Here is a 24,952-nt window from a genome sequence, read left to right as displayed (position 1 = left end):
AAGATTTTTCGAATCATTGCCCAAATCATAGAAAGTCAATTGGTTAAAATCCCGAAGGGATGACATTTTTATAGAAAAGATATTACGATCTGTTTTTTACAACCCCGACGGGGTGACATAATCATTCAACCAATTTCTCTACATTATTTGCTGACCAAATTCTAACGTTAATCAAAAACTATAACAACCTTACAACCGCCAATTCCACCAGCTCTTCCGGCGACAATTCCGATAATGAATCCAAAAACGCAATTTGAAATGACCCCGGTGATTTTGTTTTTTCAAATGCTTTTTCACCACAAACACCCATCATCGCGGCCGCCGAAATGGCCGCTTCAAAACCATCCTCCTGAATTGCGAAAAATGCTCCCGCAATGGCTGAAGCAGAACAACCCATACCTGTAACTTTGGTCATAAGCGAAACGCCATTATCAACGTAAGCTACTTTTTCACCGCTCACGATCACATCCGTCGCACCACTCACACTAACCACGCAGCCATATTTTTCGCTTAACAATTTCGCAGCTTGCAAACTATCCGTCGAATTTGCCGTACTATCAACTCCTTTTGTCTGAATGTTACTTCCAGCCAAAGCAAGGATTTCAGAAGCATTTCCACGAATTAAACTGGGAGACGCTGTATTCAATAATTCTGAAAGTGTAACATTCCGGTAAGCCGTAGCACCTGCACCAACCGGATCCAGAATAATGGGTTTTCCAAATTTCACAGCAGCCAGCATCGCTTTTTTCATTCCTTCCACCCAGATCGGTGAAAGCGTTCCGATGTTAATTACCAAAGCGCCGGCAATGGCAACCATATCTTCAACCTCTTCCACAGCATGCGCCATAACCGGAGAAGCACCAATCGCCAGGAGCGCATTGGCGGTGTAATTCATCACAACAAAATTTGTAATATTATGAACAAGAGGCGATTTTGCTCTTAATTCAGTCAGGTTCTCTGCAAGATTTAATTTCATTTTTACCGGGTTTTGTAAGAAAACAAAACGAATGGACGCCTGGACAGCTGTACCCGGAATTGAGATAACAAAAGTGAAAACTTCTGTTTAAACGCTTTTTCCTACGACAGTACAAACTGTTTCAGGTTCAAAGGGTATTTCTCAGTCCAATTTCGGACACCCCTAAAGCCATTCTTATCTGCGAATGTAGTAGTTTTGGTCATTATTAAAAACTGAAAGTGTTTTTAACACCGGTTTTTCTTATCCTTGCTATCTCACATCTAAATTTCTATTTTTTTTACTAATGATTAAAGCGGCAATATTTGACATGGATGGATTGCTTATCGATTCAGAACCAATCTGGACCGAAGCGGCAACCGAAGTGATGCAAAAAGTTAATTTCAAACTTACACACGACCTGAAACTTCAGACAACCGGCTTGTCGATAAAATTATTTCTGGAATTCTGCTACCGCATTCAGCCCTGGAACACGCCGGACCGCGCTGAACTTGAAAATGATATTTTAACTATCGCACACAAAAACATTATTGCAAACGCCAAAGCGATGCCCGGCGCGATTGACCTGATCAAAAACCTTCATGCTGAAAAAATAAAACTGGCCGTTGCTTCTGCTTCTCATATGGAGTTGATTGAGGCGGTTTTGCGCAGACTGGAAATCATTGATTATTTTGATACCTGGCATTCTGGTGAACTGGAAGAGCATACCAAACCACATCCGGCAGTATACATTTCGACGGCGGCAAAACTGGGAATTCCTGTGCATGAGTGTATTGCATTTGAAGATTCTTTTACGGGTCTTCGTTCTGCTTATGCTGCTAAAATGATCACTATTTGTGTTCCAAATCCGGAAGTTTACGACGATCCGAAATTTGATCTTGCCCATTACAAATTGCGCTCACTGGAAGAATTTGATATTCTGGCGGTTGGAGTTTAAGAATAAATGCGATATTAGTCCGGAAGAAAAATTTTCTTCAAAGAGAGTTCCTTAGCCATAGAAAAATCAGATCAGCATGACCGGTCTCCGCCATTTCAGTATTATGATTGCCGTCCGGATAACAGTTATTATTCTGACAGTTATCCTTTTGTTCCGGTTGGTTGAATTTCATACCAATGAAGGTCTGATCTATATTTTGGGCTCGATCGTGGTTTTTGTTCAGGCTTCTTTACTTTACAATTATGTAACGAAGGTGAACAGAAAGCTAATCTATTTTCTGGAATCCGTTCGCTATTCTGATTTTACGATCAATTTCCGGGCGGACAATACCATGGGTACGACCTTCAGGGAATTGAATCAGCAGTTTAATGAAGTTTTACAGGCCTTTCGTCAGGCAAGGGCAGAAAAAGAAGCCAGTTTGCAATATCTGAATACAATTGTTCAGCATATCGGAACTGGTTTAATCACTTTTGACGGCACTGGCCAGGTTAATATTATCAACAGCGCAGCTTTACGGATGCTTGGCATTTACCGGCTTCACCAGCTTAGCGAACTGGAAGATAAACATCCCAGATTGTACGAATTGCTGGCCAATCTGAATTCCGGTGTCCGTGAATTGTACCGTACGCCGGCAGACCAGCCTCTTGCTTTGCAGGGAGCCGCTATTCAAATGCATGGAAAGTGGGTCAGGATTGTGGTTTTGCAAAATATCCAGACTGAACTTCAACAACAGGAAGTTGAATCGTGGCAAAATCTTACCCGTGTTTTACGTCACGAAATCATGAATTCCATGACACCGATTGTCTCACTGGTTGGAACAATGCGGTTGATTGTTAATGAAGATATTGAACCAAGTACTTCAAATCACGAAGCTGTTGGTGACCTTAAAGAAGCGCTTCAAACGTTGGAAAAAAGAAGCAAAGGCATGATGCAATTCGTAAATGCCTACCGCGATTTCACCACATTACCAAAACCAAATTTTTCCACATTAGCCGTTAAAGAATTGCTCCATGATGTGATGCAGTTATTGCAAACTGACCTCACAGCAGCTGGTGTTTTATGGCAAATTAATATCAAGCCGGAAACACTTTCGCTCAAAGCAGACAGCGCACAGATCCAGCAGGTTCTGATCAATCTGATCAAAAATGCTTCTGAATCCTTCACATCGCAAACCAGCCGGATGATTTCTATCAATGCTTATGTGACGGATGGCGTTACGGTAATTGAAGTGGAAGATAATGGTGATGGAATTGAACCAGAAGCGCTTGACAATATTTTTATCCCTTTTTATACCACGAAGAAAACGGGGTCAGGTATTGGACTAAGTCTTTCCCGTCAGATTTTGCAGCAGCATGGCGGACAATTGAATGTGAGGTCTGAGGTTGGGAAGGGTACTGTTTTTTCTTTGGTAATTTGATAGGTTACACGGAGAACCACTGAGCGGACGCCGCGCGGGTTAAGAAGAGATACATAGAGTTTTTTATAAAATTCAAATTCCATCTTCATAAGCAACTTTTTGTTACCCGTCCGACGGTAGAAAAAACCGTCGGACGGGTGGCTAGTGAAATAAACTTTGGAACGGGCAACCCGTCGGACGGCTTTTTCCGCCGTCCGACGGGTAACAAAAAGTTATTACTGGAAGGTCAATCTCAAAACAAAACCTCCGTGTCCCTCCCTTTTTAACCGCGCGGAGTCCGCTCTGTGTCCCTCTGTGAAACCTAAACCAACCCCTGCAAGCCCGAAAAGCTTTTTCCCAAAACCGCCACATCATCCGCATTCAGCCAATCTTTCAACAAAGAGGAATACAAATCCCTGAAATCTAGCGTGTAACGCAAATCGCCACCATCCAGATCCACCAGATTCGGAGCTTCATTATACACTAGGGAACCACGAGGCGGACCGCCGATCAGAAATACGTTATTTGCCGTCCCATGATCCGTTCCGTTGCTCCCGTTTTGTTTTACCCTCCTTCCAAATTCACTAAAAGTCATGATCATTGTCCGGTCCAGTTGACCTTGTTTTTTCAGGTCATCAACAAAAACACTTACCGCATCGGCATATTGTTTTAATAATTTATCCTGCTGATTTCTTTGTCCCACATGCGTGTCAAAACCAGAAAGTGAAACGTAATAAACCTGAGTATCCACACCGGAAACAATCAATTCAGTTATCGTTTTCAAACTTTTTCCCAGTTCAGTATCCGGATAATCGCTGTAACTTCCTTTGACCTGACCTTTTTGATATAGATAATCTGCACTGGATTCGGTATCCGCCAGTGTTTTGTATAAATAACTTACCTGATCATGATCATCCTCGGAATGATGGATTGTTTTCGCAAGATTCCCGGCCATTCCGTTTTTTGTTTGGCGATATAGCTTTTGCGGATCCAGCATGGCTAATCCGTTTGCCTTGCTTCCTTTCATTGCCAAACTTAGCGTATCGTCAATTTCGAGCATATGATGCGGTTTTATTTCGCAGCCTGCACAGGTAGAATCCAGGTAACGGCCAAGCCAGCCGGTATTTAAATATTGATCCGCATTACTCGCTGTTTGCCAGATATCCATGGATCGGAAATGTGATCGATCCGGATTTGGATACCCTACATTATTCAAAATCCTGACCCGGCCATCATCATAAAGTCTGCGGAGAGATTCTAATGCAGGGTTTAAAGCTATTTCATCATTCAACGTTAATATCTTTTCTTTTTCAATCGCCAGAACAGGTCGTTCCCGATAATAAATATCATTGCGATATGGAATCACTGTATTCAATCCGTCATTGCCACCAGACAACTGGATTACAACCAGAATCTTTCCATTTGGATCTGCGGAAATTCCAGCTTCATGCGCTTTCAGAAATTGTGGAATCATCATCGTTCCGGCTGTTGCCAAAAGCGAAGTTCTTATAAAATCACGTCTTTTCATTTCGATTTTATTTAATGAAATTAACTGATTTGATATTCAGGTAAGCCCATAATGGCTAATGTCAGTTTCCTTATGTACTGCGTCCTGTCGGCAACAGCGGTTTCTTTTCCCGTAATTACAGCCATAACTGTTGGTGCCGGTTTTACTGCCAGCAATGTCCCGCATAAAAAATCAGGTAATTTCTGATTATCAATTGTTTCAAAACGTTTTGCCCATTGATCCCAATCGACATCGATTTTAGAATTTTCACCTTTCTTCTTCACTGTCTGATCATTCACATCGCCACTTTCTTTGGCTTGTATTTTCTGCGTTGTAACGCCCGCCATCAAATTCGGAAGCTGCATCCTGAATAGTAAACTTGAACTATCAATCCAGTTTCTGCCTCCAGGCCAGCCAGCAACATTGGGAGGATAAAAGAGAATTTGACCCAAAACTTTTTGGATATACAAAACCGGATCTTTATTGATAAAATCTGCATTTAATGTACGCTGAATACCAATAACCAACTCAACCGGCGATTTTATCAACATGTTTTTTGAGGCATCATCATAAAACCATTTGGCTGTAAAAATGTTATGCATCAGCTGGCTGATGTTGTAACCGGATTTGTAAAAGTCCTCAGACAAGTCAGCAATTCGTTTCTCGTCAGGAATTTCACTCACAAAATTCCGGTAAATTTTAGCGGTTATAAATCTTGCCGTTTGTTTTTGTTCCAGGAGAATTTTGATAATATCCTCACCCTGAAAATTACCGGTTTTGCCAAGAAAATTTTTCGTATCACTATCATGTACTTTTTCCCGGAATTCAAATTCACCTTTGGTATTAAATCCCCAACCGGTAAATGCCCTTGCGCCTTCCTTTACATCTTTCTCAGTATAATTTCCTCTGCCAAGCGTGAACAGTTCCATGACTTCCCTGGCAAAATTTTCATTCGGTTTATTTTTTCTGTTTTGCTGGTTATTGAGAAATTGAAGCATAGCAGGTTCTTTTGAAACTGCCATCAGCATTTCACCAAAATTACCAAGTGCATTTTTCCGTATCGTGTTTAGATAGCTTTGCACAAAAGCAGAATCCTGCACACGACAAGCAAAGTGGCCGTGCCAAAAAAGTGACATTCGTTCCCGTAGTATTGTTTCAGCTTTTGCCATTTTGGACATCCATGCCAGATTCAGTTCCCGGATTTCTTCACGGTTTTTCTTCATCTTTTCTTTTTTCACTGCATCCGGGTCGGGCGACATCATTCCTTCGCTCATCAGCGGCGGCTCGGATTCTTTACTTACCGTTTCAATCGGTGTGAAATTCTCGCTGTCGTGAAAAAGTTGGCTGAGCGCTTTTTTGATAGAAATATCTCTATCCGGCAAACCTCCAAACCCCGCTCTGCGGTACAAATGAAGTACGTCATTACTTATTTTTAAATCTTTCATAAGAACGTATTTTATTGTTGGACTGACCAAATAGCCAAAGGTTTAAGCCGGCAAAAATTCTATTTTAAATAATTAACAATCAAATCAATAAGAAATCATCATGCTTCGTTCATGAAATATTATTATATTTTATCAATAAATATTTCTATCAAAAATGAGAGGTAATTACAACCAATTTTAATATTTATCAGTCTTATTAAAAACGAAGAAAAATGAGAAAAATATACTTTATCTTGTTGGGAGGATTTCTGCTTTGTGCCTGTCAAAAATCGTCGGTAGATAAAAAAGAAGAGGGTTTGATTCGTTATAAAGAAACCGTCACGATCAACGATGTACCGCCGGCATCACTTACTTTTTTTGAGGTATCAGATAGTCGTTGTCCCGAAGGAGTTAATTGTCTTGTTGCCGGTTTCGCTCAGGTCGATCTGTCCCTGGATGGCGTTACCACTGAGGGAAGAATTACGAATCATGTAAAAATGTGTATTGGATGTGGTGAAATCGTGCCGGACACGTTGGACTATAATTTCGCAGGTCAGGGATACCGTTTTATTTTGAAATCCATATCACCTTTGACAAAGCCACAAACCGAAGTAAAAAAAACAGATTATGCAATTTCTCTTGATATTAAAAAGATTTAACACGCAATTTCGAAGAAAAGATATGATACAGAATTCAATTTACTTTCTGGTTTTGCTTGTGGGACTTTCGTCCTGCAAAACGGAAAAAGTAGCGTTACAGGAAGGTACAGTATTGTTAAATTACCAGAAACCACTAACCATTGATGAATCGACAAAAACGGTGGCAACTTTTACAGAAGTAGCCGACTCACGTTGTCCAGAAAATGTCAATTGCATTTGGAGCGGTTCTGTAACGGTTGATCTTTTGCTGGATATCCAAAGCCAGAAATCGCAAAAAGCGGTTCAACTTTGTTTGTATTGCATGGCTGGAAAAGACGGAACCAAGATTCCGCCCAGTTCAGATGTAAATTTAGGTGGTGAAAAATATAAGATCGAGCTACAATCCGTAACCCCATCTCCAAATACGGAAGTCCAAAAGAAAAAGGAGGACTATGTTATTTCAATCAAAATTAATAAAGTATAAAACAAAAAAATGGAATACCGGATTGAGCAATCAACTCGATATTCCATTTTATCATTCACTCAATCTATCATTCAACATTCCCTGCCAGCTTGCTCTTTTTATATCCGTAACTGAAATAAATAACAAGTCCGATCGCCAGCCAGATTACGAAAATCAGCCAGTTGGACGCGCCAAGTTCAGTCATCAAATAAAGATTTGTAAGAATTCCGGCAACCGGAAGGATGGAGAAATTATGCTTAAAGCTAAGTACTGAAAGGATGATCCAGGTTATCCAGAAAATGACAGTCAGGAATTTGTGTTCGAAAATTTCACTCACTGTCAATCCTTTCCATTCTGCCACAATATCCTGGCCGTAAAAGGCAAGTCCCAAAATTGCTGCCAACAATCCAAAACCAACCAAAAACTTGCCATTAAGGTAAGGAACTCTGAATTTCGATTGTTTTGAAATCCCGGAATGATCCAGATAGAGTACGCCGCTGCAAACCAGAATAAAAGCAAAAAAAGTACCGACACTGGTTAAATCCACAAAGAAATCCATCTTAAAAAACAGTGCGGGAATACCTACCACCAATCCGGTTACGACAGTTGCAAAAGAAGGCGTATGAAATTTTGGATGGATTTTAGAGAATTTTTTCCATAACAAACCATCACGACTCATCGTCATCCAGATTCTCGGCTGACCGAGCTGATATACCAACAGCGCACTGGTAATGGCGATAACCGAACTAACCGAAATTAGGCCAGCCATAAAATCCAGCCCTATACTTTGGAATACGAATGCAAGCGGATCACTGACATTTAATTCTTTATAATTGACCATTCCCGTCAAAACCAACGTGATCAAAACATATAAAACGGTACAGATCATTAAACAATAAATCATTGCCTTGGGCATATCACGCTGCGGATCCCGGCATTCTTCTGCGGTGGTAGAAATGGAGTCAAAACCGATAAATGCAAAAAACACGGCAGCCACGCCACTTAAAACACCTTTAACTCCATTGGGCGCAAACGGTGTCCAGTTTTCCGGTTTCACATAAAAAGCTCCTGCAAAGATCACCAGCAATACCACGCTGATTTTGAGAATAACCATAATGTTGCTGGCTGTCCGGGATTCTTTTATCCCGATGTAAACCAGACTGGTTACCAAAGCCGTAATAAGTCCGGCCGGCAGATCAAGAATGAGATGAAAACCACCAATAGTCGGTGCGGTTTGATAAGCAAGCGCACCTAACTTCTCAGCAGCAGAAAGTGATTCCATGCCTGTACTTTGCAATTTTTGAAATGCATCCGCTGCCGAACCGGGATCTATTGTAAGGTATCCGGGAATAACAATTCCGAAACCTTCGAGCATACTTACAAAATATTTTGACCAGGAAATGGCCACTACCATATTGGAAACGGCATATTCAAGAATTAGAGCCCAGCCAATAATCCAGGCGAAAAGTTCTCCAAAAGCGACATAAGCGTAGGTATATGCACTTCCTGAAACCGGAACTGTACTGGCAAATTGTGCATACGACAACGCAGTGAAAACGCATGCAATGGCGGTAAAAACAAACAAGAGAGATACCGCAGGACCTCCGTTATAACTCGCCAAACCGATGGTACTGAAAATTCCGGCACCAACAATGGCTGCAATACCTAACGATACCAAATCCCTGACGCCGAGTATTTTGGTTAATCCACCATTTTCATTCGCATGAGCATCTTTTAAGATCTGTTCAACTGTTTTTTTACGAAATAGTGAAGTATTTTTTTCCATCCGGGTTTGTGAGATTAACCATTTATTTGATACACAAAAGCGAAAATAAGGATATTCCTATATCATCATGTTATCAGGTCAAAATTTGTTGAATTAATCATCCTATTTCCAAGGATAATTCTTTGTTTTCAATTTCCTGACAAATTCAATTTTATACATATTGATAAAACCTTCTTACTATTCGGTAAATGATAATTTAACTTTATATTTACGATTACTTCTTCCTATGCCCTGTTTAAGTATTTGCTATGAAATGTGCTCTGAGTTCTACGCTGATTTTTTCCTTTTTTTTACAAAGTGCCTGGGCACAAAATATTTTGTCATATACTACGGCGCAGGCACATTCGCACAATGACAACCGCCAGCTTAAACCTTTTCTGGAAGCTTCCAATCAGCAGTTTGGCTCTGTTGAAACAGATTTGATGCTGAAAAACGGAATTTTGTATTCTGTCAATAATGTTGAAGATACCACACCGGAAAGAACTTTTGAAAAGCTTTATCTTAAACCCATTACAGCGCAGCTGGAAAAAAACGGCGGACAGATCTATTCACAAAAAGATGTACCATTCCAGTTCCTGATTGATATAAAAACCAAAGCCGTTGAAACCCTTGATGCGCTGGTAAAAGAACTGGAAAAACATCCGGAAATAACTTCACCAAACAGCAATATTAGAATTGTTGTCAGTGGAAATATTCCGGTACCCGAATTATTCTTTCAGTATCCCGCATATATTTCTTTTGACGGCAATCCTGATATTACCTACACAGCTCAGCAACTGGAACGGATTGCACTGATAAGCCAGTCGTTTTCCAAATATACCAGTTGGAACGGTGAAGGATCTTTACCAAAAAATGATAAAAAACTGATTTCCAAGGTTGTTCAAAAAACACATGGTTTAAATAAAAAAATTCGATTTTGGGACACACCCGACAATATCAATACCTGGAAAACCATGATGAGCCTTCAGGTTGATTATCTCGATACAGGAAAAGTGATACAAATGGGCGACTATCTGCGTACTGCGCCACGTAAGTAAAAATAAAATCCTAATTAGTAGGCCGATTAATAAATCTGTAAGTAATACCGAAGACTTCACTTAACCCACTCCTTTTACATGTCCACAGATCAGGTTGTTGCACTTAAAAAAGTTTTAAAACCCATACATCTTTGGGCAATCGCAGTTGGACTTGTTATTTCCGGAGAATATTTTGGCTGGAATTATGGTTGGGGAGTTTCAGGAACAATCGGTTTTTTAATAGCTACGCTGCTGGTTACGATCATGTATGTAACCTTTATTTTCAGCTTCACAGAACTTACAACATCAATTCCACAAGCGGGAGGTCCTTTTTCTTATGCACACCGCGCCTTTGGCTGGTGGGGCGGTTTGATAGCCGGATATGCGACATTGATTGAATTTTTGATTACGCCGCCTGCCATCGCTTTTGCTTTGGGCAGTTACGCACATTTTTTATACCCTGATATTACAGTCCTTGAAACCGCTTTTGCCTGTTATGTTATTTTCATCGCCATTAACATGTTCGGAATCAAGGAATCAGCACTATTTTCGCTAATTGTAACACTGCTCGCTGTTGGAGAATTGCTTTTGTATGTTGGCATTGTCGCACCTCATTTTTCCTACGAAACATTTGTCACCGACCCAATGCCGTTTGGTTGGCAGGGCGTATTTGCTGCGCTTCCTTTTGCAATCTGGTTTTATCTGGCAATCGAAGGTGTAGCGATGGTTGCGGAAGAAGTTGAAGATCCGAAAAGAACCATTTCAAGAGGCTACATTTATGGAATTCTTACACTGGTAATTCTGGCGTTGGCTGTAATGATTTTCACCGGTGGCGTGACGAATTGGAAATTTTTAAGTACCATAGATTATCCTCTTCCGGCTGCGTTGGGCATTGTTTTGGGAAGAGACAGCAGCTGGACACAATTGTTTGCCAGTTTAGGTTTATTTGGTTTGATCGCCTCCTTTCATGGAACGATCATCGGGTTTTCAAGACAGATTTTTGCTTTGGCAAGAAGTGGTTATTTACCTTCTTTTTTAGGCCAGGTTAATTCAAAATTCCAGACTCCACACTGGGCACTTCTTACCGGTGGAATAATCGGATGTGTTGCTTTGAGCCTTGGTACTACGGATCAGGTAATTATCATTGCAGCGCTGGGAGCAGTTGTGATGTACATAATCAGTATGGCTGCCTTGTTTGCACTGAGAAAAAAAGAACCTCATCTGGAACGTCCATTTGTTGTTCCTGCATATCCCTATTTCCCGGCACTGGCTCTCCTTTTATCTGCCATTTGCCTGATCGCAATTGTTTATTACAATCTTGTTTTGAGTCTGTGGTTTTTTGGCGGACTGATAATAGTTGTTGGAATCTTTGTCGCTTCCGGAAAACATAAAATTTTGAATTGAATTATATGTAACTTGGACAAATCGTCCGACTCCGTAGCTCAGCTGGTAGAGCAAATGACTCTTAATCATTGGGTCGAGAGTTCGATTCTCTCCGGGGTCACCCAACGGGTTAAATCAGAAAATGGCTGATTTAACCCGTTTTTTAATATTTATCAACTTATTACTAATTAAAATATATTTATTTAGCCGCAATTCTTCTCTTTTAACAAGTTGTGACCTAAATAGAATTAGCCTTTGTCCTGATTAGTATTCAATGATTAGTTTTCAGGTGCGGTATAAGCGAAACATTTACATTGGAGGAATTTCAATGCCTTCATAATGCATGAGGCATTATGTATGTCTACCAAATACTTTATTTACTGCCACCAGTTCCTAAACAAAAAACTGTTGTTAAAACCAGGCCTTGTATTCCGCACTTTGATTTGTTTAGCAAATTAGCCATTCATGAGCCTCACCTCAACTGCTATCGAGAGAATACAAAAACTTTTATGGACAATAGGGTTTAATAGAAGTTATGCTTCTTTTATCTTTGTTTGTCAAAATTGATTCAGACTTCTCAGAAGAAATTTCTTCCAACGTGATTAACAACTCTGCTAAATCACCAATTCCCAAAAACTTGTTGGTGCTAGAAACCGGAAAGCCATAAGTATCCCTCAGTTGCAAATAACGTTTTTTAGGAGAATTGTCGGTATAGGTTACCCCTTGCCGCAAATCCTCCCCAACATTGTCACAATCCCCCCTTCCCCAATTCTTCCATCCGGCTTAATTTTGCATAAACCTAAAACCAAAAGCAAAATGAGAAAGATCAAGATTATGGAACATGTTTCGCTGGATGGGATCATCGAGCAGGGAGAAGGATATGCATATGATAACTGGACAGCACCATACAGAAGTCCGGCAGGTTTGGAAGCCGTTATGGAGTCACATGGCAGCGCTTTTGACTTATTGCTTGGCCGCGTTACCTATGATATCTGGGCGGCTTACTGGCCTTATGCAGGCAATACCCCGATAGCAAACGGAATTAATGCTGCAACTAAATATATTGCTACCCACCGCCCGGAAAGTCTGGAATGGGGACCGGTTGAAGAACTGGGAACGGATATCGTTGAAGGTGTTCGCAAAATTAAGGCTGCGGATGGTCCTGATATTATCCTCTGGGGAAGTTCAACACTGACATCTATATTGCTGGATCAGGGATTGATTGACGAAGTTGTGCTAATTACATATCCGGTTTTGCTGGGTAAGGGCAAACGCTTTTTTTCAGACATTGTTTATGCGCGCGAACTTGCTTTCGTAAGCAGCAAGGTTACTACCACGGGCGTGCTCATAAATACTTACAAACATGTTGGTGCGCTTAAAGTTTAAGACTTTATCGGGGAAAAGTGGGGGCTTGATAACCGATTGGATAATATACTCATGAGATTTTTATGCTGAAAATCCGGTTAAAATTCGAACTGGTCTATCACATAGTTTATCGGAATATTGAGATTAAAATTCATTTTATAACTATGATAAAAGTACAATGTCTGATCCAATTTAATCATTCATATTCTTTGTACTGAAATTCCCCCGGATTCCGTACATTTAACCATGAATACAATCAAAAGCGATCAGGAAGTACCTGTTTTTTCACTGGAACATGATCCGGTTCTGCCCGGTAAATTGTTCAGTATGAAACATTTTGAAGGTGTGCGGCCGCACCAGTCGGAGCTGCTTGTTCCGCATAGAAAAGATTATTATCTGTTTGTATTTGCCCGTCGTGGTGGTGCCCGTTTCTGGCTCGATATGACTTCACATGAAACCAGAGACAACACATTATATTTTATGGGGCCCAACCGGGTGGTTGTGAAAGAAGAACCAAAATGTATGTGGGGCACTGCACTGGCATTCGATAAAGAATTCCTTGCACTGCACGACAATGTTTCACTGGCCCGGTTGCCAATCGTTCTTAATGTGCAAAATGCCAGCGAATTGCAGTTATCGGAGGCTAACGTCGCTTTCGTTGAGGATATGCTGGCAAAAATGCAGAAGGAATTCGATGAACCTGGTGAGTGGCAGCAAAAAATGATAACCGCTTCCCTGACGCTGCTGCTGACGTATCTGAGCCGGGTTTATAACGAGCAGTACGAAAGTTTCACGCCTTCAAATGACAAATCCTTGCTGAAAAAATATCAAGCAGCCATTGAAGTAAACTTCCGGGAAATACATCAGGTAAGCGAATATGCAGCTTTGCTTTACGTTTCTCCGGGCCATTTGAGGGATGTGATCAAAACCCAGAGTGGTAAACCTGCCATCGCACACATTCAGGAACGCATGGTACTTGAAGCGAGGCGTATGCTGTTTCACACAGAATATTCTCTAAAAGAAATCGGTTTTGATCTGGGTTTTTCGGACGCTTCGTATTTCAGCCGTTTTTTCAAAAGGGAAACAGGACTGACACCGGCGGAGTATAGGGCACTTACCAGAGAAATGTATCAGTGATCCTGAGTGTTTATATCACATCCTAGTTCGGTCGCCCAAAAAAGAGGCGGTAACCGTTGGGATCAGTGACTGAAAAATGTCAGGTCGGACATGACGAATTGTTTTAGAAGAAATATAAAAATTTGACCCGCTAAAATCAGACTTTATAAATTGATAAGAGAAAGTGAATTCTAAAAAATGTTGGCCTCTGACAATCTGATTGAGTTTAGAATTGCCAGAGGCCGAGATTCTATTGTGCTTTGTATTGACCTGATACGTTACTTAATTCGATGCTTCAAGGCCATATCGTATGGCCTCTTCAAGTACATTAATATTTATATCTTTCAGCGTTTTGAAATTATACAATAGCCGGTCACACTCGCCTTGCCCAGTTTTTGACCATAGGCGTCGGAGAGGTATTTCTTATCTTCAATGCCCAGAATGTAAACAGAAATCCCGGATTTGTTTGCGCTCATACCAATCTGGTAGAAATCTCCCGTTTTGCCATCAGCGTATTTCATCGTTTGAAATCCATATCCGACATTTGGATTTCAAACAACTTTATTTTCACTGTTTTTACCATCCAGAAACCACAATTTACAATCTGGCATTATATCCAGAATGATACCGTGCAACGCTTGCATGTCACTGCGCTTTTTTTAAGGCTGACTGGTAATATATGCTTCGATTTCTTCTTTTATATCCATAAAATTATTGTTCTCCGCTTATACTTTCCCCTGGTACTTTGGGTCAAAATCCACCATCCATTCAATGCCGTATTTGTCTCTGAACATGGCAAAATAAGACCCCCAGGGGCTATCATCGATCGGTACTTCAACACTTCCGCCTGCTGAAAGTCCATTGAATAATTTGTCGGCCTCTTCACGGCTTTCTGCGCTGATGGATATTTTTGACCTGTTTTCATTTTCATCAACTCGTCCCATAAACTCCGGAACGTCATTGCCCATTAGGACGTTTTGCCCGATTGGCAGCGCGATGTGCATGATCTTGTTTTCTTCACTTTCCGCAATCGGATGTTCAGGACTTGACATTTCCTTGAAACGGACAATCGTTGCGAACTCTCCGCCAAATACGGATTTGTAAAAATTGAATGCTTCTTCGGCATTGCCGTTGAAGTTGATGTGCGGATTGATGAGTGCCATGATTTATAGATTGGTTTGTTTTTGTTTATTTTTCAAATTGCTGAGCGCAAAATTTCATAAAAGAATTACGTCAATAAAATTTACATTCTTGATCATGATCCACGCGTCCTATATTTCCTCAACCTTCACCATATTTTCCACTTATTTTTCTTTGTCAGTTCTTTTACAGTTTGTTTGACGTTCGAGCCTGGTTTTGTCTCTTCTGAATTTAATTGCCGATCAGCAATTTGTATTACCCAAATTTCAAAATCACCAACAAAACCAAACGTAGATTTATTTATGTCATAATCTATTTGAACCTCAATTGTATCAATCTTCTCAACTAAATGTGCCTTTTTTTTATGCCTTGCTGTGTTATACCACTGAACAACTGGCTTATACCCCAAATTAGCAAAATTTGTTATCAGTAGTTCTGCATTTTGAAAGTCATTTTTGGCAGGTTTAATTGATTGATTAATTCTTGTTGTGGCGATGAGATTGTACGGGTGTGCACTGCCTCTAATTGCTTCCAAAACAACTGCGCCTCCATAATTCCCATTTTCAAATCTAAAAGTAAGACAGTCACCCTTTTCAAAAACCGGTTGGCGAATGATTACTTTTTTCCGCGCTTTAGCTTTTGGTTTTTCTGTTTGCAACTCCGCAAGAAATTTATCCAGAGCGACTTTTCTCTTTTTTAAATCCCGATCATCCGCGTCCAGTTGTCGCCAAACTTCAAGATCTCCACCTGTTTCAATAACTTTTTTTACTCGTTCAAAAACGTTATTGTCAAGTTGTTTGCATTCCCATTGTGCTCTTGCCAGGGCAAACCAAAAGTTATTGCAATCATCAACATCTTTAATTGTCTTTTTATTGGCAGCAATTAACTTCTGTGAAATTTTTGCAACCTCAAATCCTTCATTATATAACTCGTAAAAATCACTGTAAATGTCAGCATAAGTGTCGTTAGAAGATATTGATGTTCCCCAGGCGCCCATAATCTCTGTGTCGTGTCGGTCTTTCAGAATTTCCCATTCTCAACCAATCAGTGAATTACAATGAAAAGTAATTCTATTGGTAAAAAGTAATATCTATCCGCATTTTACTTAAAAAATCTATTTCTATTGACAAACACTACATAGAATGATTCCCGCCCGAAAAAACCTGCGAAATGTACCAGTGATCCTGCGCAATTTGTACCATTTACCAATTCCAGACAATCTAATTTTGTCTCAACATAAACAGATGAACTATGAAAACCGTATTGATCACAGGTGCTAATAAAAGTATTGGCTTTGAATCCGCCCGACAGTTGCTGCAATTGGGCTATTTTGTATACATTGGAAGTCGCGATCAGCAGAAAGGCGAGCTGGCTGTTGGACAGCTAAAAGCAGAAGGACATGAAAATGTTGAGTCTATTGTTATTGATGTCGATAATGGTGACTCTATCAAAGCTGCACGCCAAACACTCGGCAGTAAAATTGAATCGCTTGATGTGCTGATCAACAATGCAGGCATCAGCGGAGGTTTTCCGCAAACAGCTGCTGACGCAGATATCAATATTTTTCGCCAGGTTTTTGAGACCAACTTTTTCGGAGCTATTGAAACAACCCAGGCATTTCTTGACATGTTAAAAAAATCATCAGAGCCACGGATTGTCAATGTAACGTCAGGCTTGGGCTCTTTAACACTGCATAATGATCCAAACTGGAAATATTATCAGGTTAAAGGCGCAGTTTATACCGCTTCAAAAGCAGCATTGAATGCCTACACAATCGTGCTCGCCTACGAGCTGCGCGATACAGCTTTCAAAGTAAACGTTGTTGATCCGGGATACACCGCCACAGATTTCAATCATCACAATGGTCCCGGAACTGTCGAAGACGCGGCGGCCAGATTGGTAAAAGCTGCCACATTATCAGCCGACGGACCTACAAGCCAGTTTTTCAGCGACGACAATAATCCGGAAACGGGTGTGAGTCCCTGGTAATAAAAAACCATTTAAAAAAACGTAAAATCCTGTCCGGTTACCGGGCAGGATTTTACGTTTCAACCTGGCAAACTTTCATTCTGATTACCTATTCAATTTCAAGAATCAGACAGACTTTCTCATTTAGACTACGAATGCCCTCAATTAGGCTAAAGATAGGAATTCGCATCTGCCGACATTTGATATACCAAATTAAAATTCAATATTATGGCATATCAAAATGAAATTTCAGATGCAGGTTCTTTGTCAACTCCTGCCGCATCAAATAAAGTTTGGTTCATTACAGGAGCATCCCGTGGTTTTGGCCGGGTTTGGGCCGATGCCGCGCTTAAACGTGGTGATAAAGTTGCAGCAACAGCACGTTCACTGGACAGTATTGCCGATCTCAAAGAAAAATACGGCGCAAATGTATTGACCCTGGAACTTGATGTTACTAAAAATGAACAAGTAGAATCAGCCGTTGCAGAAGCGCACGCACACTTCGGAAGACTGGATATCGTACTGAACAATGCAGGTTATTCCCTTGTAGGTACGATCGAGGAAGCCAGTGCAGAAGAAGTTCAGGCGCTGTATAATACAAACGTTTTTGGACCGCTTGCCGTTATCAAGGCAGCATTACCTCTGCTTAGGAAACAAGGAGGCGGCCATATTCTTGGTACTTCCAGTAACCTGGGACAGGTGGTGCTACCGGTAATCGGTTACTATTGTTCTTCCAAATGGGCTTTTGAAGCAATTCATGAAAGTCTTGCTGCGGAGGTCAAACCATTTGGAATCAAAGTGACGATTATTGAACCTGGCGCGTATGCAACGGAATTCGGCAGTCAGGAATCTTTAAAATTTGCAAACGGAATGGATATTTACCAGGATTTCAAGACGGAGTTTATAGGAAGTATCAGAGACCAGGAAAGAGGAAATCCGGAGGCCACCCCTGAGGCCATTTTCAGGATTGTAGATTCCGAAAATCCTCCATTGCGCTTTTTTCTGGGCAGTCACAATTTAACCTGGGTACGCAAAGCCTACGCTGAGCGCATGGCAGTTTGGGAAGAGTGGGAATCTGTCTCCAATGCAGCTCAGGGAACATCGGTATAGAACGCAAAATGATATAACCGATAGTCTCATACTATCGGTTATATTTATATCTAAAAATCCAGATGAAAAAGGAAGAAGAGGCACCATTCAAGTTTAATTCTCTGTCAGACGTGCACCGGGCTTTTGGTTTGCCAAAGCCGCTACATCCATTGATCAGCCTGATAGATAACGCTAAAACAGCTGTCGAAACAAGCAAACTGAGGCATTCGCATGTGCTGACTTTTTATAAAATTGCGTATAAATCAAAGATCAGCGGGAAATTAAGATATGGCCAGGATTATTACGATTTTGATGAAGGCGGACTTTTATTTGCTGCTCCAAATCAAATCATTGGCAACCAACATGATACTATGCCAGACGAATGTTCCCGGTATACTTTGCTGATACATCCCGATTTCTTGCTGAATTATCCTTTGGCAAAAAAAATAAGGCAATATGGTTTCTTTTCCTATTCTGCCAACGAAGCGTTACATCTTTCAGACCAGGAAAAAGCGGTAATCCTGTCCATATTTAATATCATGAATGATGAGTTAAACAGCAGGATAGACGAATTTAGCCAGGATGTGATGATTTCTCAGGTTGAGCTTTTGCTGAATTATGCAAATCGTTTTTACAAACGTCAGTTTCTTACCCGCAAAGCAACAAGCAATAGCCTTTTACAGCAGTTGGAAGAGCTTTTAGACAATTATTTTGACAATCAAATATCCGGAAAAGAAGGAATTCCAACAGTTCAATTTCTATCCGAAAATTTAAATATATCTTCCAGTTATTTGAGCGATATGCTTCGTTCTTTAACCGGCCAGAATGCGCAGCAGCACATTCACCAAAAACTTATAGAAAAAGCAAAGGAAAAATTATCTACCACCAGCCTTACTATAAGTGAAGTTGCCTACGAACTGGGTTTTGAACATCCACAATCATTCAGCAAATTATTTAAAACAAAAACAAATCTTTCGCCATTGGAATTCAGACGATCCTTTAATTGATTTTGGTAAAACGGTACTGAAAGTTTTCTTGTAAATCTTTTGGTTTGAAAATTGGGATTACGATCAATGTTATGAAACATTAATTATGTAAAAAAATCAACCCAGTAAGTTTCTCAAAAGCCCCATACCGGATTGATTTTTAAATTGTTACATTAAAGAATTTCTTCCTCAAAATCAGCCTTCCTTTTCCGTATTTTTAATTTTCATCAAAAGGGCATATGCATTTTTAACAACAAGCCGCGTTCGATCGTCGACACCGGATGCCTCAATCTGCTGTTTTCCGTTGCTGATCACACCGGGTTTTACGTGGATCATTTCAAATTTTCCCGTCCCGTTTTCTGTGAAAACATAAAACTTATTTTCCCAACGCACCAATGCATCTTCGGGAACGGTCAAAGACTTATTATTTTGAACTGAAACTTCTCCATTCATAAACATTCCAGGCGCCAGTGACGGATTGTATTTTTCGAAATGACAATGCACTTCCGCCATCCGGTCCTGATCCAGGCTTTTTGTAATCAGAATGACTTCCGCCTGAAACTTTTTGCCTGGATCACTATTGGTGTAAGCCGTAACATGCTGGCCAACGGAAATCAGGTTCAAATCTTTCTCAAAAACATTCAGTACTAAATGAACATCACTTGGATCAACCAGTTCAAATAGCATATCTGTTGGTGAAGTATATTTGCCTACGTTTACATTCACTTTGGAAACAAAACCATTTATTGGTGAAACAATAAAGACACTTTTCGATATCTTTTCCGCTTTCAGCTTCGAAGGATCGATTCCTATTACTTCCAGTTTTTGACTCAGCGCATTAGCCAGTATTCTCTGCGTTTCCATTTCGGCACGAGCCTGCTGAAAAACCTTATCGCTGCTGGCTTTGCTCGCATTCAGATCACGCTGACGGTTAAATTCAGATTCTGACAAAAGCAGCTTTTCTTTGGCTGTAAGATAATCCTGTTGAAGCTGGATGAACTGCATATCTTCAAGCTCCGCCAGTACCTGGCCTTTTCTCACATGCATACCGGGCAGCATTTTGGTGGATTTTAAATATCCTCCCAAAGGAAAGCTGAGGCTTACCATACTTTGAGGCGGGACATCAATTGCACCCTGAAGTGAAAGTGTACCACTTATATTTTCAAGCTGCGGAGTGCCTACCTGAATGTCTGCACTTTTAAGTTGCTCCTGATTCATAGAAACAACCTGTTCAAGATTGGTAGAATCCGGTGCTTTTTTTTCAGTTCCTGCGGTTTCTGTTTTTGGTTCGCTGCTGCACGCACATACCAGGAGCGCCAACGAAATGATGATGATGTACTTTTTCATAGTATTGTCTATAAATTATTTAGCTTCAACAATTGTATTACAGCCATGTTATAGCTATTTAAAGCATTGATATATTCATTTCTGATATTGATTGCCTGGTCTACCACGATCACCCATTGCAGAAAATCAATGTCTCCCCCTTGAAATTGTTCGTCCGATACAGATATAATGACATCAGCATTTTTCAATCCCTGCTGTTCATAATATTGCAGACTCTGCTGATACTTTAGTACTTGACTTACTGCGTTAGCAAGTTCAGTTTTAAGCTGTAATTCGACTAAATCAGTTTGTTTTCTGTTTCTTTCCCATTCAATTTTGGCAGCAGAAATACGAGCGGATTGCGCTTTGGAGAAAATTGGAATGCCAATGCCTGCACTGATATAGTTGAAACGTTTGTTTCCATTAAAATATAACTCCTGACTGCCAACCTGCTGTGTCCCAATCAGACTCTGGTTACTATATCCGAGCGTAAAATCAGGCAGCATCCGGGATTTTTCTGTTTTCCAACGATATTCTGCCGCATCCTGTTGATGCCTGGCAAGTTCAATCAAAGGAAGCTGTTCCAGCGATACGGCGGAATCGAGGGTGACGAAAGAATTCTGCAACTTTGGATTTGAAGTTGTTGGAATGTATTCCTTTGTATCCTGAATAAACAGATTAAATTGTTTGGCTGAGATAATTAAATCACTATTGACTAAATTCAACTGGTTGGTAATTTGCTGTCGCCGTGACTCCGCTGCTGTTTTTTCCAGAATATTTGCCGACCCCTTTTCGAAACGCAGATTTGATTTTGCCTCAAAAAGCCGGTAAATGCTATCGGCATACATCAGCAGTTCCCGACGTTTAGCCAAATTGATATAATCAAAATACGCCTGGCGTACTCCGGCTCTGATATCTTGTTCGGTAAGCTTTGTATGAGCTTTTGAAGCGAGGAAATTGGCTCCCAACAGTTTTCGCTGATTGGAATAGACGCTTGGAAAATTTATAGTCTGGCTGATACCGATCCTCGTATCGTTGTTGATACTATTCACTTTTCCATAATCTGCACTGATGGTAGTTTTACCAATATCGAATGCACTGGATTGCAATCTTTCTGCTGCCTGTTCACCTAAACGGAAACTTTGTGCCTGAATATTATTTTCCAGAGCAATTTTCACCGCTCCGTCTACATCAATAGGTGTTGGCTGCGTTTGTGCAAAAGTCTGACTGCCAAAAAACATTAAAACTAAGATCAGGGCAGGTTTGATGCCGTTAATTTTCACAGTACGATCAAATAATAAGTAAAGTGCTGGTAAAACAAAAAGTGTAAGAAGCGTTGCCGTAATCAACCCGCCGATAACAACAGTGGCCAAAGGTCTCTGCACTTCTGCACCAGCTCCATTACTCAAAGCCATCGGTAAAAAGCCAAGAGAAGCCACCGCCGCAGTCATCAGAACAGGCCGGAGCCGGTTGCGTGTTCCGGTCATAATCAGTTCTAATGCGTCGGTGATAATTCCTTCTTTTTTTATCCGGTTAAATTCCGAAAGAAGCACGATTCCATTAAGAACAGCCACACCAAAAAGAGCGATAAACCCTACTCCTGCGGATATACTGAAAGGCATTCCGCGGATCGCCAGTCCAAAAACTCCGCCAATAGCAGATAAAGGAATGGCTGTATAAATCAGTGCTCCGTCTCTAAACGATGAGAAAGCAAAGTATAACATAATGAAAATCAACAACAATGCAACAGGTACGGCGATAATCAGCCTTGCCTTGGCCTGCTGTAAATTTTCGAACGCGCCACCATAAGTAATGGTATATCCCGCTTCGAATTTGAGTTGCGCATCCACTTTTTTCTGTAACTCTTCCACAATTGACTGTACATCTCTTCCACGCACATTGAATCCGACGATGATTCTTCTGCGTGTATTTTCTCTTTGAATTTGATTGGGTCCTTCGATTTCCTGTATACTGGCTACCTGATATAAAGGTATCTGGATACCTGATGGCGTTGAAATAAGCAGATTCTGGACGTCGTTAATATTACGGCGACCTTCGTTGCCAACGCGTACCACAAGATCAAACTTTTTCTCTCCTTCGTAGATTTGTCCCGCTGCGGCTCCTGCAAAAGCGGCGTTTATTGTACGGTTGATATCGTCGATATTCATACCATATTTGGCAATTTCATCACGGTTGAATTCAATCACTACCTGAGGCATTCCTGTTACTTTTTCGACATACCAGTCCGCAGTTCCTTTTACTGTTTTAGAAATATCTCCCAGTTTCTCGGCATAGGCAGCGAGTTTATCCAGATCTTCTCCGAATATCTTACAAACCACATCCTGTTTTGCACCCGTCATCAGCTCATTAAAACGCATTTGTACAGGATACTGAAAACCTGTTGTTACGCCCGGAACCACCTGCTGGGCAGAAGCCGCCATTTTACTGGCAAGATCAGGGAACGTTTTCGCGCTTGTCCATTCTGATTTATCTTTTAAAACGATAATCATATCACCACCTTCAATAGGCATTGGATCCGTTGGAATTTCTGCACTTCCTATCCTGGATACGATATTGAGTACCTCGGGATATTCAGATTTTAACCTTTCCGAAATACGGTTGAAAGCATCGATGGTAGTACTCAGGTTGGTGCCTACAAGAAGCCTAGTTTCCGTTGCAAAATCACCTTCTTCAAGCTGCGGAATAAATTCTCCACCCATTTGTATAAACAGGAAGACGGCAATACCAAAAAGAGTAAATGCCGATAAAACCATTATTTTTTTTATCCGTAATGCGCCGGACAATGCCCTCGCATAACCATTTTCTATACGGTTCATAATACGGTCAGAGATATTTGGTTTATGGGAAATCTTTTTACTGATGACCATCGAGCTGATCATCGGAATATAGGTCAGCGACAGAATGAATGCACCTGTTACTGCAAAAGCAACCGTCTGAGCCATTGGCTTAAACATTTTTCCCTCAATTCCTGAAAGAGAAAGAATGGGTAAGTAAACAATAAGGATAATGATCTGTCCAAAAACGGCTGCATTCATCATACGAGAGGCGGCTCCGGAAACTTCAACATCCATTTCCTGCTGCGAAACGCGGTCAACGTTTGCATACTTTTTGGAAAAATGCATGTGATGTAAAATGGCTTCCACGATGATCACAGCTCCATCAACGATAAGACCAAAATCCAGCGCACCTAAACTCATCAGGTTTCCGCTTACACCAAATAGATTCATCATGGCGATGGCAAAAAGCATCGACAAAGGAATTACCGAGGCCACAATCAGTCCTGCTCTGAGATTTCCCAAAAAGATAACCAGTATCAAAACAACGATTAATGCACCTTCAACAAGATTATGCTCAACAGTCCCGATTGCATTGTTTACCATCTTGGTCCTGTCGAGAAATGGTTCGATTTCCAGACCTTCCGGAAGTGTTTTCTGAATTTCTGCAACCCGGGCTTTTATATTTTTAATAACCTCTGAGGAATTTCCTCCTTTAAGCATCATTACAATTCCGCCGGATAGCTCGCCTTTCCCAGCCATTGTCAATGCGCCATACCGAATTGCTGAACCAAGGCGAACTTCCGCAATGTGACTGATCAGTACCGGCGTTCCGTTGCTATTATTTTTGACAACGATTTTTTCAATATCACTCATAGAACCGGCAAGACCTACACTTCGGATGTACAAAACCGAAGGACCCTTCTCTATATACGCACCACCAGTATTCTGGTTATTGCGGCTCAGTGCAGTAAAAACATCACTTATAGATAAATTCAGCGCTTTCAGATTTGCCGGAATCACGGCTACTTCATATTGTTTTAAGTCGCCTCCAAAAGTGGATACGTCTGCCACACCGGGAGTTCCCAAAAGTTGTCTTCTGATAATCCAGTCCTGCGTAGTGCGCAAATCTGCCAGCGAATATTTCTTTTCATACCCGTCTTTTGGCTTGACAACGTATTGATAAATTTCACCCAGACCTGTTGTGGCAGGAGCAAGCTGTGGTTTATTGGCATTCTGATCAATTTCAACCTGCGCCAAACGCTCGGTAACTTGCTGCCGAGCCCAGTATACATCCGATCCATCTTCAAAAACAATCGTAATCAAAGATAAACCGAATCTTGACATACTTCGGCTTTCCTTCAATCCGGGAATGTTGCTGATCGCCTGCTCAATGGGAAAAGTGATCAGGCGCTCCACATCTTCCGCGCCAAGCGACGGAGCGGTGGTGATAACCTGAACCTGGTTATTGGTTATATCGGGAACTGCATCTACGGGTAAGCGGGTCAGTTCATAGATGCCACAGACAATCCATAGCAGCATGAAAATCCCAATTACCAGTTTGTTCTTCACAGAGAACTGGATAATTTTATTCAGCATGATTCAATACAATAAATACAAAACAAATTGAACCGGACGAGACAT

The 24,952-nt window shown here is 40.9% G+C and carries 20 protein-coding genes, 1 tRNA gene and 1 riboswitch; of the genes, 12 read left to right on the top strand and 9 right to left on the bottom strand.

The genetic code is table 11. The features are described 5' to 3' along the window. Window positions 1-178: 178 nt before the first annotated feature. A complete protein-coding gene (gene thiM / locus IEE83_RS03315; RefSeq protein ID WP_194119202.1) occupies window positions 179-976 on the bottom strand; it encodes a hydroxyethylthiazole kinase in 798 nt (265 codons plus the stop codon). A gap of 81 nt (window positions 977-1,057) precedes the next feature. Further along, window positions 1,058-1,150, bottom strand: a riboswitch (TPP riboswitch). Between the two features lie 109 nt (window positions 1,151-1,259). Here thiM and hxpB point away from each other — a divergent pair. Together hxpB and IEE83_RS03305 are read left to right on the top strand one after the other, a co-directional pair. Beyond that, the gene (hxpB, locus tag IEE83_RS03310; RefSeq protein ID WP_194119201.1) at window positions 1,260-1,910 is read left to right on the top strand and encodes a hexitol phosphatase HxpB; all 651 of its coding nucleotides are present in this window, start codon (window positions 1,260-1,262) and stop codon (window positions 1,908-1,910) included. 76 nt (window positions 1,911-1,986) lie between these two features. Then, window positions 1,987-3,327, top strand: coding sequence for a sensor histidine kinase (locus tag IEE83_RS03305; RefSeq protein ID WP_194119200.1), 1,341 nt, complete (start codon window positions 1,987-1,989; stop codon window positions 3,325-3,327). A gap of 301 nt (window positions 3,328-3,628) precedes the next feature. On the opposite strand, the gene IEE83_RS03300 is transcribed toward IEE83_RS03305, so the two are convergent. Together IEE83_RS03300 and IEE83_RS03295 are read right to left on the bottom strand one after the other, a co-directional pair. Then, window positions 3,629-4,834 (bottom strand): DUF1501 domain-containing protein, encoded by a 1,206-nt coding sequence (locus IEE83_RS03300; protein WP_194119199.1) that lies wholly within the window; start codon window positions 4,832-4,834, stop codon window positions 3,629-3,631. Window positions 4,835-4,854: 20 nt separating this feature from the next. Next, on the bottom strand, window positions 4,855-6,258 hold the full coding sequence (locus IEE83_RS03295; protein ID WP_194119198.1) for a DUF1800 domain-containing protein: 1,404 nt from the start codon (window positions 6,256-6,258) through the stop codon (window positions 4,855-4,857). Window positions 6,259-6,470: 212 nt separating this feature from the next. Between IEE83_RS03295 and IEE83_RS03290 the strand changes: the two genes are divergently transcribed. Both IEE83_RS03290 and IEE83_RS03285 read left to right on the top strand, forming a co-directional pair. Then, on the top strand, window positions 6,471-6,896 hold the full coding sequence (locus IEE83_RS03290) for a hypothetical protein (RefSeq protein ID WP_194119197.1): 426 nt from the start codon (window positions 6,471-6,473) through the stop codon (window positions 6,894-6,896). A 22-nt stretch (window positions 6,897-6,918) separates the two neighbouring features. Continuing rightward, window positions 6,919-7,359, top strand: a complete 441-nt coding sequence (locus IEE83_RS03285; RefSeq protein ID WP_194119196.1) for a hypothetical protein — start codon at window positions 6,919-6,921, stop codon at window positions 7,357-7,359. A 67-nt stretch (window positions 7,360-7,426) separates the two neighbouring features. Here the strand turns inward: IEE83_RS03285 and IEE83_RS03280 are convergent, their stop codons facing one another. Next, window positions 7,427-9,124, bottom strand: coding sequence for an amino acid permease (locus tag IEE83_RS03280; protein WP_194119195.1), 1,698 nt, complete (start codon window positions 9,122-9,124; stop codon window positions 7,427-7,429). Window positions 9,125-9,372: 248 nt separating this feature from the next. Between IEE83_RS03280 and IEE83_RS03275 the strand changes: the two genes are divergently transcribed. The 5 genes from IEE83_RS03275 to IEE83_RS03255 all read left to right on the top strand — a co-directional run bounded on the left by IEE83_RS03275 (window position 9,373) and on the right by IEE83_RS03255 (window position 14,025). After that, entirely contained in the window at window positions 9,373-10,161 is a 789-nt protein-coding gene (locus IEE83_RS03275) for a PI-PLC domain-containing protein (protein WP_194119194.1), read from the top strand. A 78-nt stretch (window positions 10,162-10,239) separates the two neighbouring features. Then, the gene (eat, locus tag IEE83_RS03270) at window positions 10,240-11,544 is read left to right on the top strand and encodes an ethanolamine permease (RefSeq protein ID WP_194119193.1); all 1,305 of its coding nucleotides are present in this window, start codon (window positions 10,240-10,242) and stop codon (window positions 11,542-11,544) included. A 27-nt stretch (window positions 11,545-11,571) separates the two neighbouring features. After that, window positions 11,572-11,644, top strand: a tRNA-Lys gene (locus IEE83_RS03265). 695 nt (window positions 11,645-12,339) lie between these two features. Beyond that, a complete protein-coding gene (locus IEE83_RS03260; RefSeq protein WP_194119192.1) occupies window positions 12,340-12,909 on the top strand; it encodes a dihydrofolate reductase family protein in 570 nt (189 codons plus the stop codon). Between the two features lie 225 nt (window positions 12,910-13,134). Further along, the gene (locus tag IEE83_RS03255; RefSeq protein WP_194119191.1) at window positions 13,135-14,025 is read left to right on the top strand and encodes a helix-turn-helix domain-containing protein; all 891 of its coding nucleotides are present in this window, start codon (window positions 13,135-13,137) and stop codon (window positions 14,023-14,025) included. Between the two features lie 323 nt (window positions 14,026-14,348). On the opposite strand, the gene IEE83_RS32810 is transcribed toward IEE83_RS03255, so the two are convergent. The 3 genes from IEE83_RS32810 to IEE83_RS03240 form a co-directional block, all read right to left on the bottom strand. Next, complete coding sequence (locus IEE83_RS32810; RefSeq protein ID WP_228101663.1) at window positions 14,349-14,525, bottom strand: hypothetical protein; 177 nt, start codon at window positions 14,523-14,525, stop codon at window positions 14,349-14,351. A 204-nt stretch (window positions 14,526-14,729) separates the two neighbouring features. Continuing rightward, the gene (locus IEE83_RS03245; RefSeq protein WP_194119190.1) at window positions 14,730-15,167 is read right to left on the bottom strand and encodes a VOC family protein; all 438 of its coding nucleotides are present in this window, start codon (window positions 15,165-15,167) and stop codon (window positions 14,730-14,732) included. 125 nt (window positions 15,168-15,292) lie between these two features. After that, the gene (locus IEE83_RS03240) at window positions 15,293-16,141 is read right to left on the bottom strand and encodes a hypothetical protein (protein ID WP_194119189.1); all 849 of its coding nucleotides are present in this window, start codon (window positions 16,139-16,141) and stop codon (window positions 15,293-15,295) included. A 254-nt stretch (window positions 16,142-16,395) separates the two neighbouring features. Here IEE83_RS03240 and IEE83_RS03235 point away from each other — a divergent pair, with 254 nt between their 5' ends. The 3 genes from IEE83_RS03235 (at window position 16,396) to IEE83_RS03225 (ending at window position 19,208) form a co-directional block, all read left to right on the top strand. Continuing rightward, a complete protein-coding gene (locus IEE83_RS03235) occupies window positions 16,396-17,133 on the top strand; it encodes an SDR family oxidoreductase (RefSeq protein WP_194119188.1) in 738 nt (245 codons plus the stop codon). A gap of 207 nt (window positions 17,134-17,340) precedes the next feature. Then, window positions 17,341-18,222, top strand: coding sequence for an SDR family NAD(P)-dependent oxidoreductase (locus IEE83_RS03230; RefSeq protein ID WP_194119187.1), 882 nt, complete (start codon window positions 17,341-17,343; stop codon window positions 18,220-18,222). A gap of 62 nt (window positions 18,223-18,284) precedes the next feature. After that, window positions 18,285-19,208, top strand: a complete 924-nt coding sequence (locus IEE83_RS03225; RefSeq protein WP_194119186.1) for a helix-turn-helix domain-containing protein — start codon at window positions 18,285-18,287, stop codon at window positions 19,206-19,208. A 174-nt stretch (window positions 19,209-19,382) separates the two neighbouring features. On the opposite strand, the gene IEE83_RS03220 is transcribed toward IEE83_RS03225, so the two are convergent. Together IEE83_RS03220 and IEE83_RS03215 are read right to left on the bottom strand one after the other, a co-directional pair. Further along, window positions 19,383-20,534, bottom strand: coding sequence for an efflux RND transporter periplasmic adaptor subunit (locus IEE83_RS03220; protein WP_194119185.1), 1,152 nt, complete (start codon window positions 20,532-20,534; stop codon window positions 19,383-19,385). Between the two features lie 8 nt (window positions 20,535-20,542). Then, the gene (locus tag IEE83_RS03215) at window positions 20,543-24,907 is read right to left on the bottom strand and encodes a CusA/CzcA family heavy metal efflux RND transporter (RefSeq protein WP_194119184.1); all 4,365 of its coding nucleotides are present in this window, start codon (window positions 24,905-24,907) and stop codon (window positions 20,543-20,545) included. Between the last annotated feature and the right edge of the window lie 45 nt (window positions 24,908-24,952).

Source organism: Dyadobacter subterraneus, from assembly GCF_015221875.1.
GTDB lineage: Bacteria > Bacteroidota > Bacteroidia > Cytophagales > Spirosomataceae > Dyadobacter > Dyadobacter subterraneus.
This window is presented reverse-complemented; position numbering and strand designations above follow the sequence as displayed.

Bases quoted from the DNA above. Each gene is read 5' to 3' on its own strand.
- IEE83_RS03215 (WP_194119184.1), bottom strand. From the start codon at position 24,907: ATGCTGAATAAAATTATCCAGTTCTCTGTGAAGAACAAACTGGTAATT.
- IEE83_RS32810 (WP_228101663.1), bottom strand. From the start codon at position 14,525: ATGAAATACGCTGATGGCAAAACGGGAGATTTCTACCAGATTGGTATG.
- IEE83_RS03300 (WP_194119199.1), bottom strand. From the start codon at position 4,834: ATGAAAAGACGTGATTTTATAAGAACTTCGCTTTTGGCAACAGCCGGA.
- IEE83_RS03240 (WP_194119189.1), bottom strand. From the start codon at position 16,141: ATGGGCGCCTGGGGAACATCAATATCTTCTAACGACACTTATGCTGAC.
- IEE83_RS03260 (WP_194119192.1), top strand. From the start codon at position 12,340: ATGAGAAAGATCAAGATTATGGAACATGTTTCGCTGGATGGGATCATC.
- IEE83_RS03280 (WP_194119195.1), bottom strand. From the start codon at position 9,124: ATGGAAAAAAATACTTCACTATTTCGTAAAAAAACAGTTGAACAGATC.
- IEE83_RS03290 (WP_194119197.1), top strand. From the start codon at position 6,471: ATGAGAAAAATATACTTTATCTTGTTGGGAGGATTTCTGCTTTGTGCC.
- IEE83_RS03285 (WP_194119196.1), top strand. From the start codon at position 6,919: ATGATACAGAATTCAATTTACTTTCTGGTTTTGCTTGTGGGACTTTCG.
- IEE83_RS03255 (WP_194119191.1), top strand. From the start codon at position 13,135: ATGAATACAATCAAAAGCGATCAGGAAGTACCTGTTTTTTCACTGGAA.
- IEE83_RS03295 (WP_194119198.1), bottom strand. From the start codon at position 6,258: ATGAAAGATTTAAAAATAAGTAATGACGTACTTCATTTGTACCGCAGA.
- IEE83_RS03275 (WP_194119194.1), top strand. From the start codon at position 9,373: ATGAAATGTGCTCTGAGTTCTACGCTGATTTTTTCCTTTTTTTTACAA.
- thiM (WP_194119202.1), bottom strand. From the start codon at position 976: ATGAAATTAAATCTTGCAGAGAACCTGACTGAATTAAGAGCAAAATCG.
- IEE83_RS03230 (WP_194119187.1), top strand. From the start codon at position 17,341: ATGGCATATCAAAATGAAATTTCAGATGCAGGTTCTTTGTCAACTCCT.
- IEE83_RS03220 (WP_194119185.1), bottom strand. From the start codon at position 20,534: ATGAAAAAGTACATCATCATCATTTCGTTGGCGCTCCTGGTATGTGCG.
- IEE83_RS03225 (WP_194119186.1), top strand. From the start codon at position 18,285: ATGAAAAAGGAAGAAGAGGCACCATTCAAGTTTAATTCTCTGTCAGAC.
- eat (WP_194119193.1), top strand. From the start codon at position 10,240: ATGTCCACAGATCAGGTTGTTGCACTTAAAAAAGTTTTAAAACCCATA.
- hxpB (WP_194119201.1), top strand. From the start codon at position 1,260: ATGATTAAAGCGGCAATATTTGACATGGATGGATTGCTTATCGATTCA.
- IEE83_RS03235 (WP_194119188.1), top strand. From the start codon at position 16,396: ATGAAAACCGTATTGATCACAGGTGCTAATAAAAGTATTGGCTTTGAA.
- IEE83_RS03245 (WP_194119190.1), bottom strand. From the start codon at position 15,167: ATGGCACTCATCAATCCGCACATCAACTTCAACGGCAATGCCGAAGAA.
- IEE83_RS03305 (WP_194119200.1), top strand. From the start codon at position 1,987: ATGACCGGTCTCCGCCATTTCAGTATTATGATTGCCGTCCGGATAACA.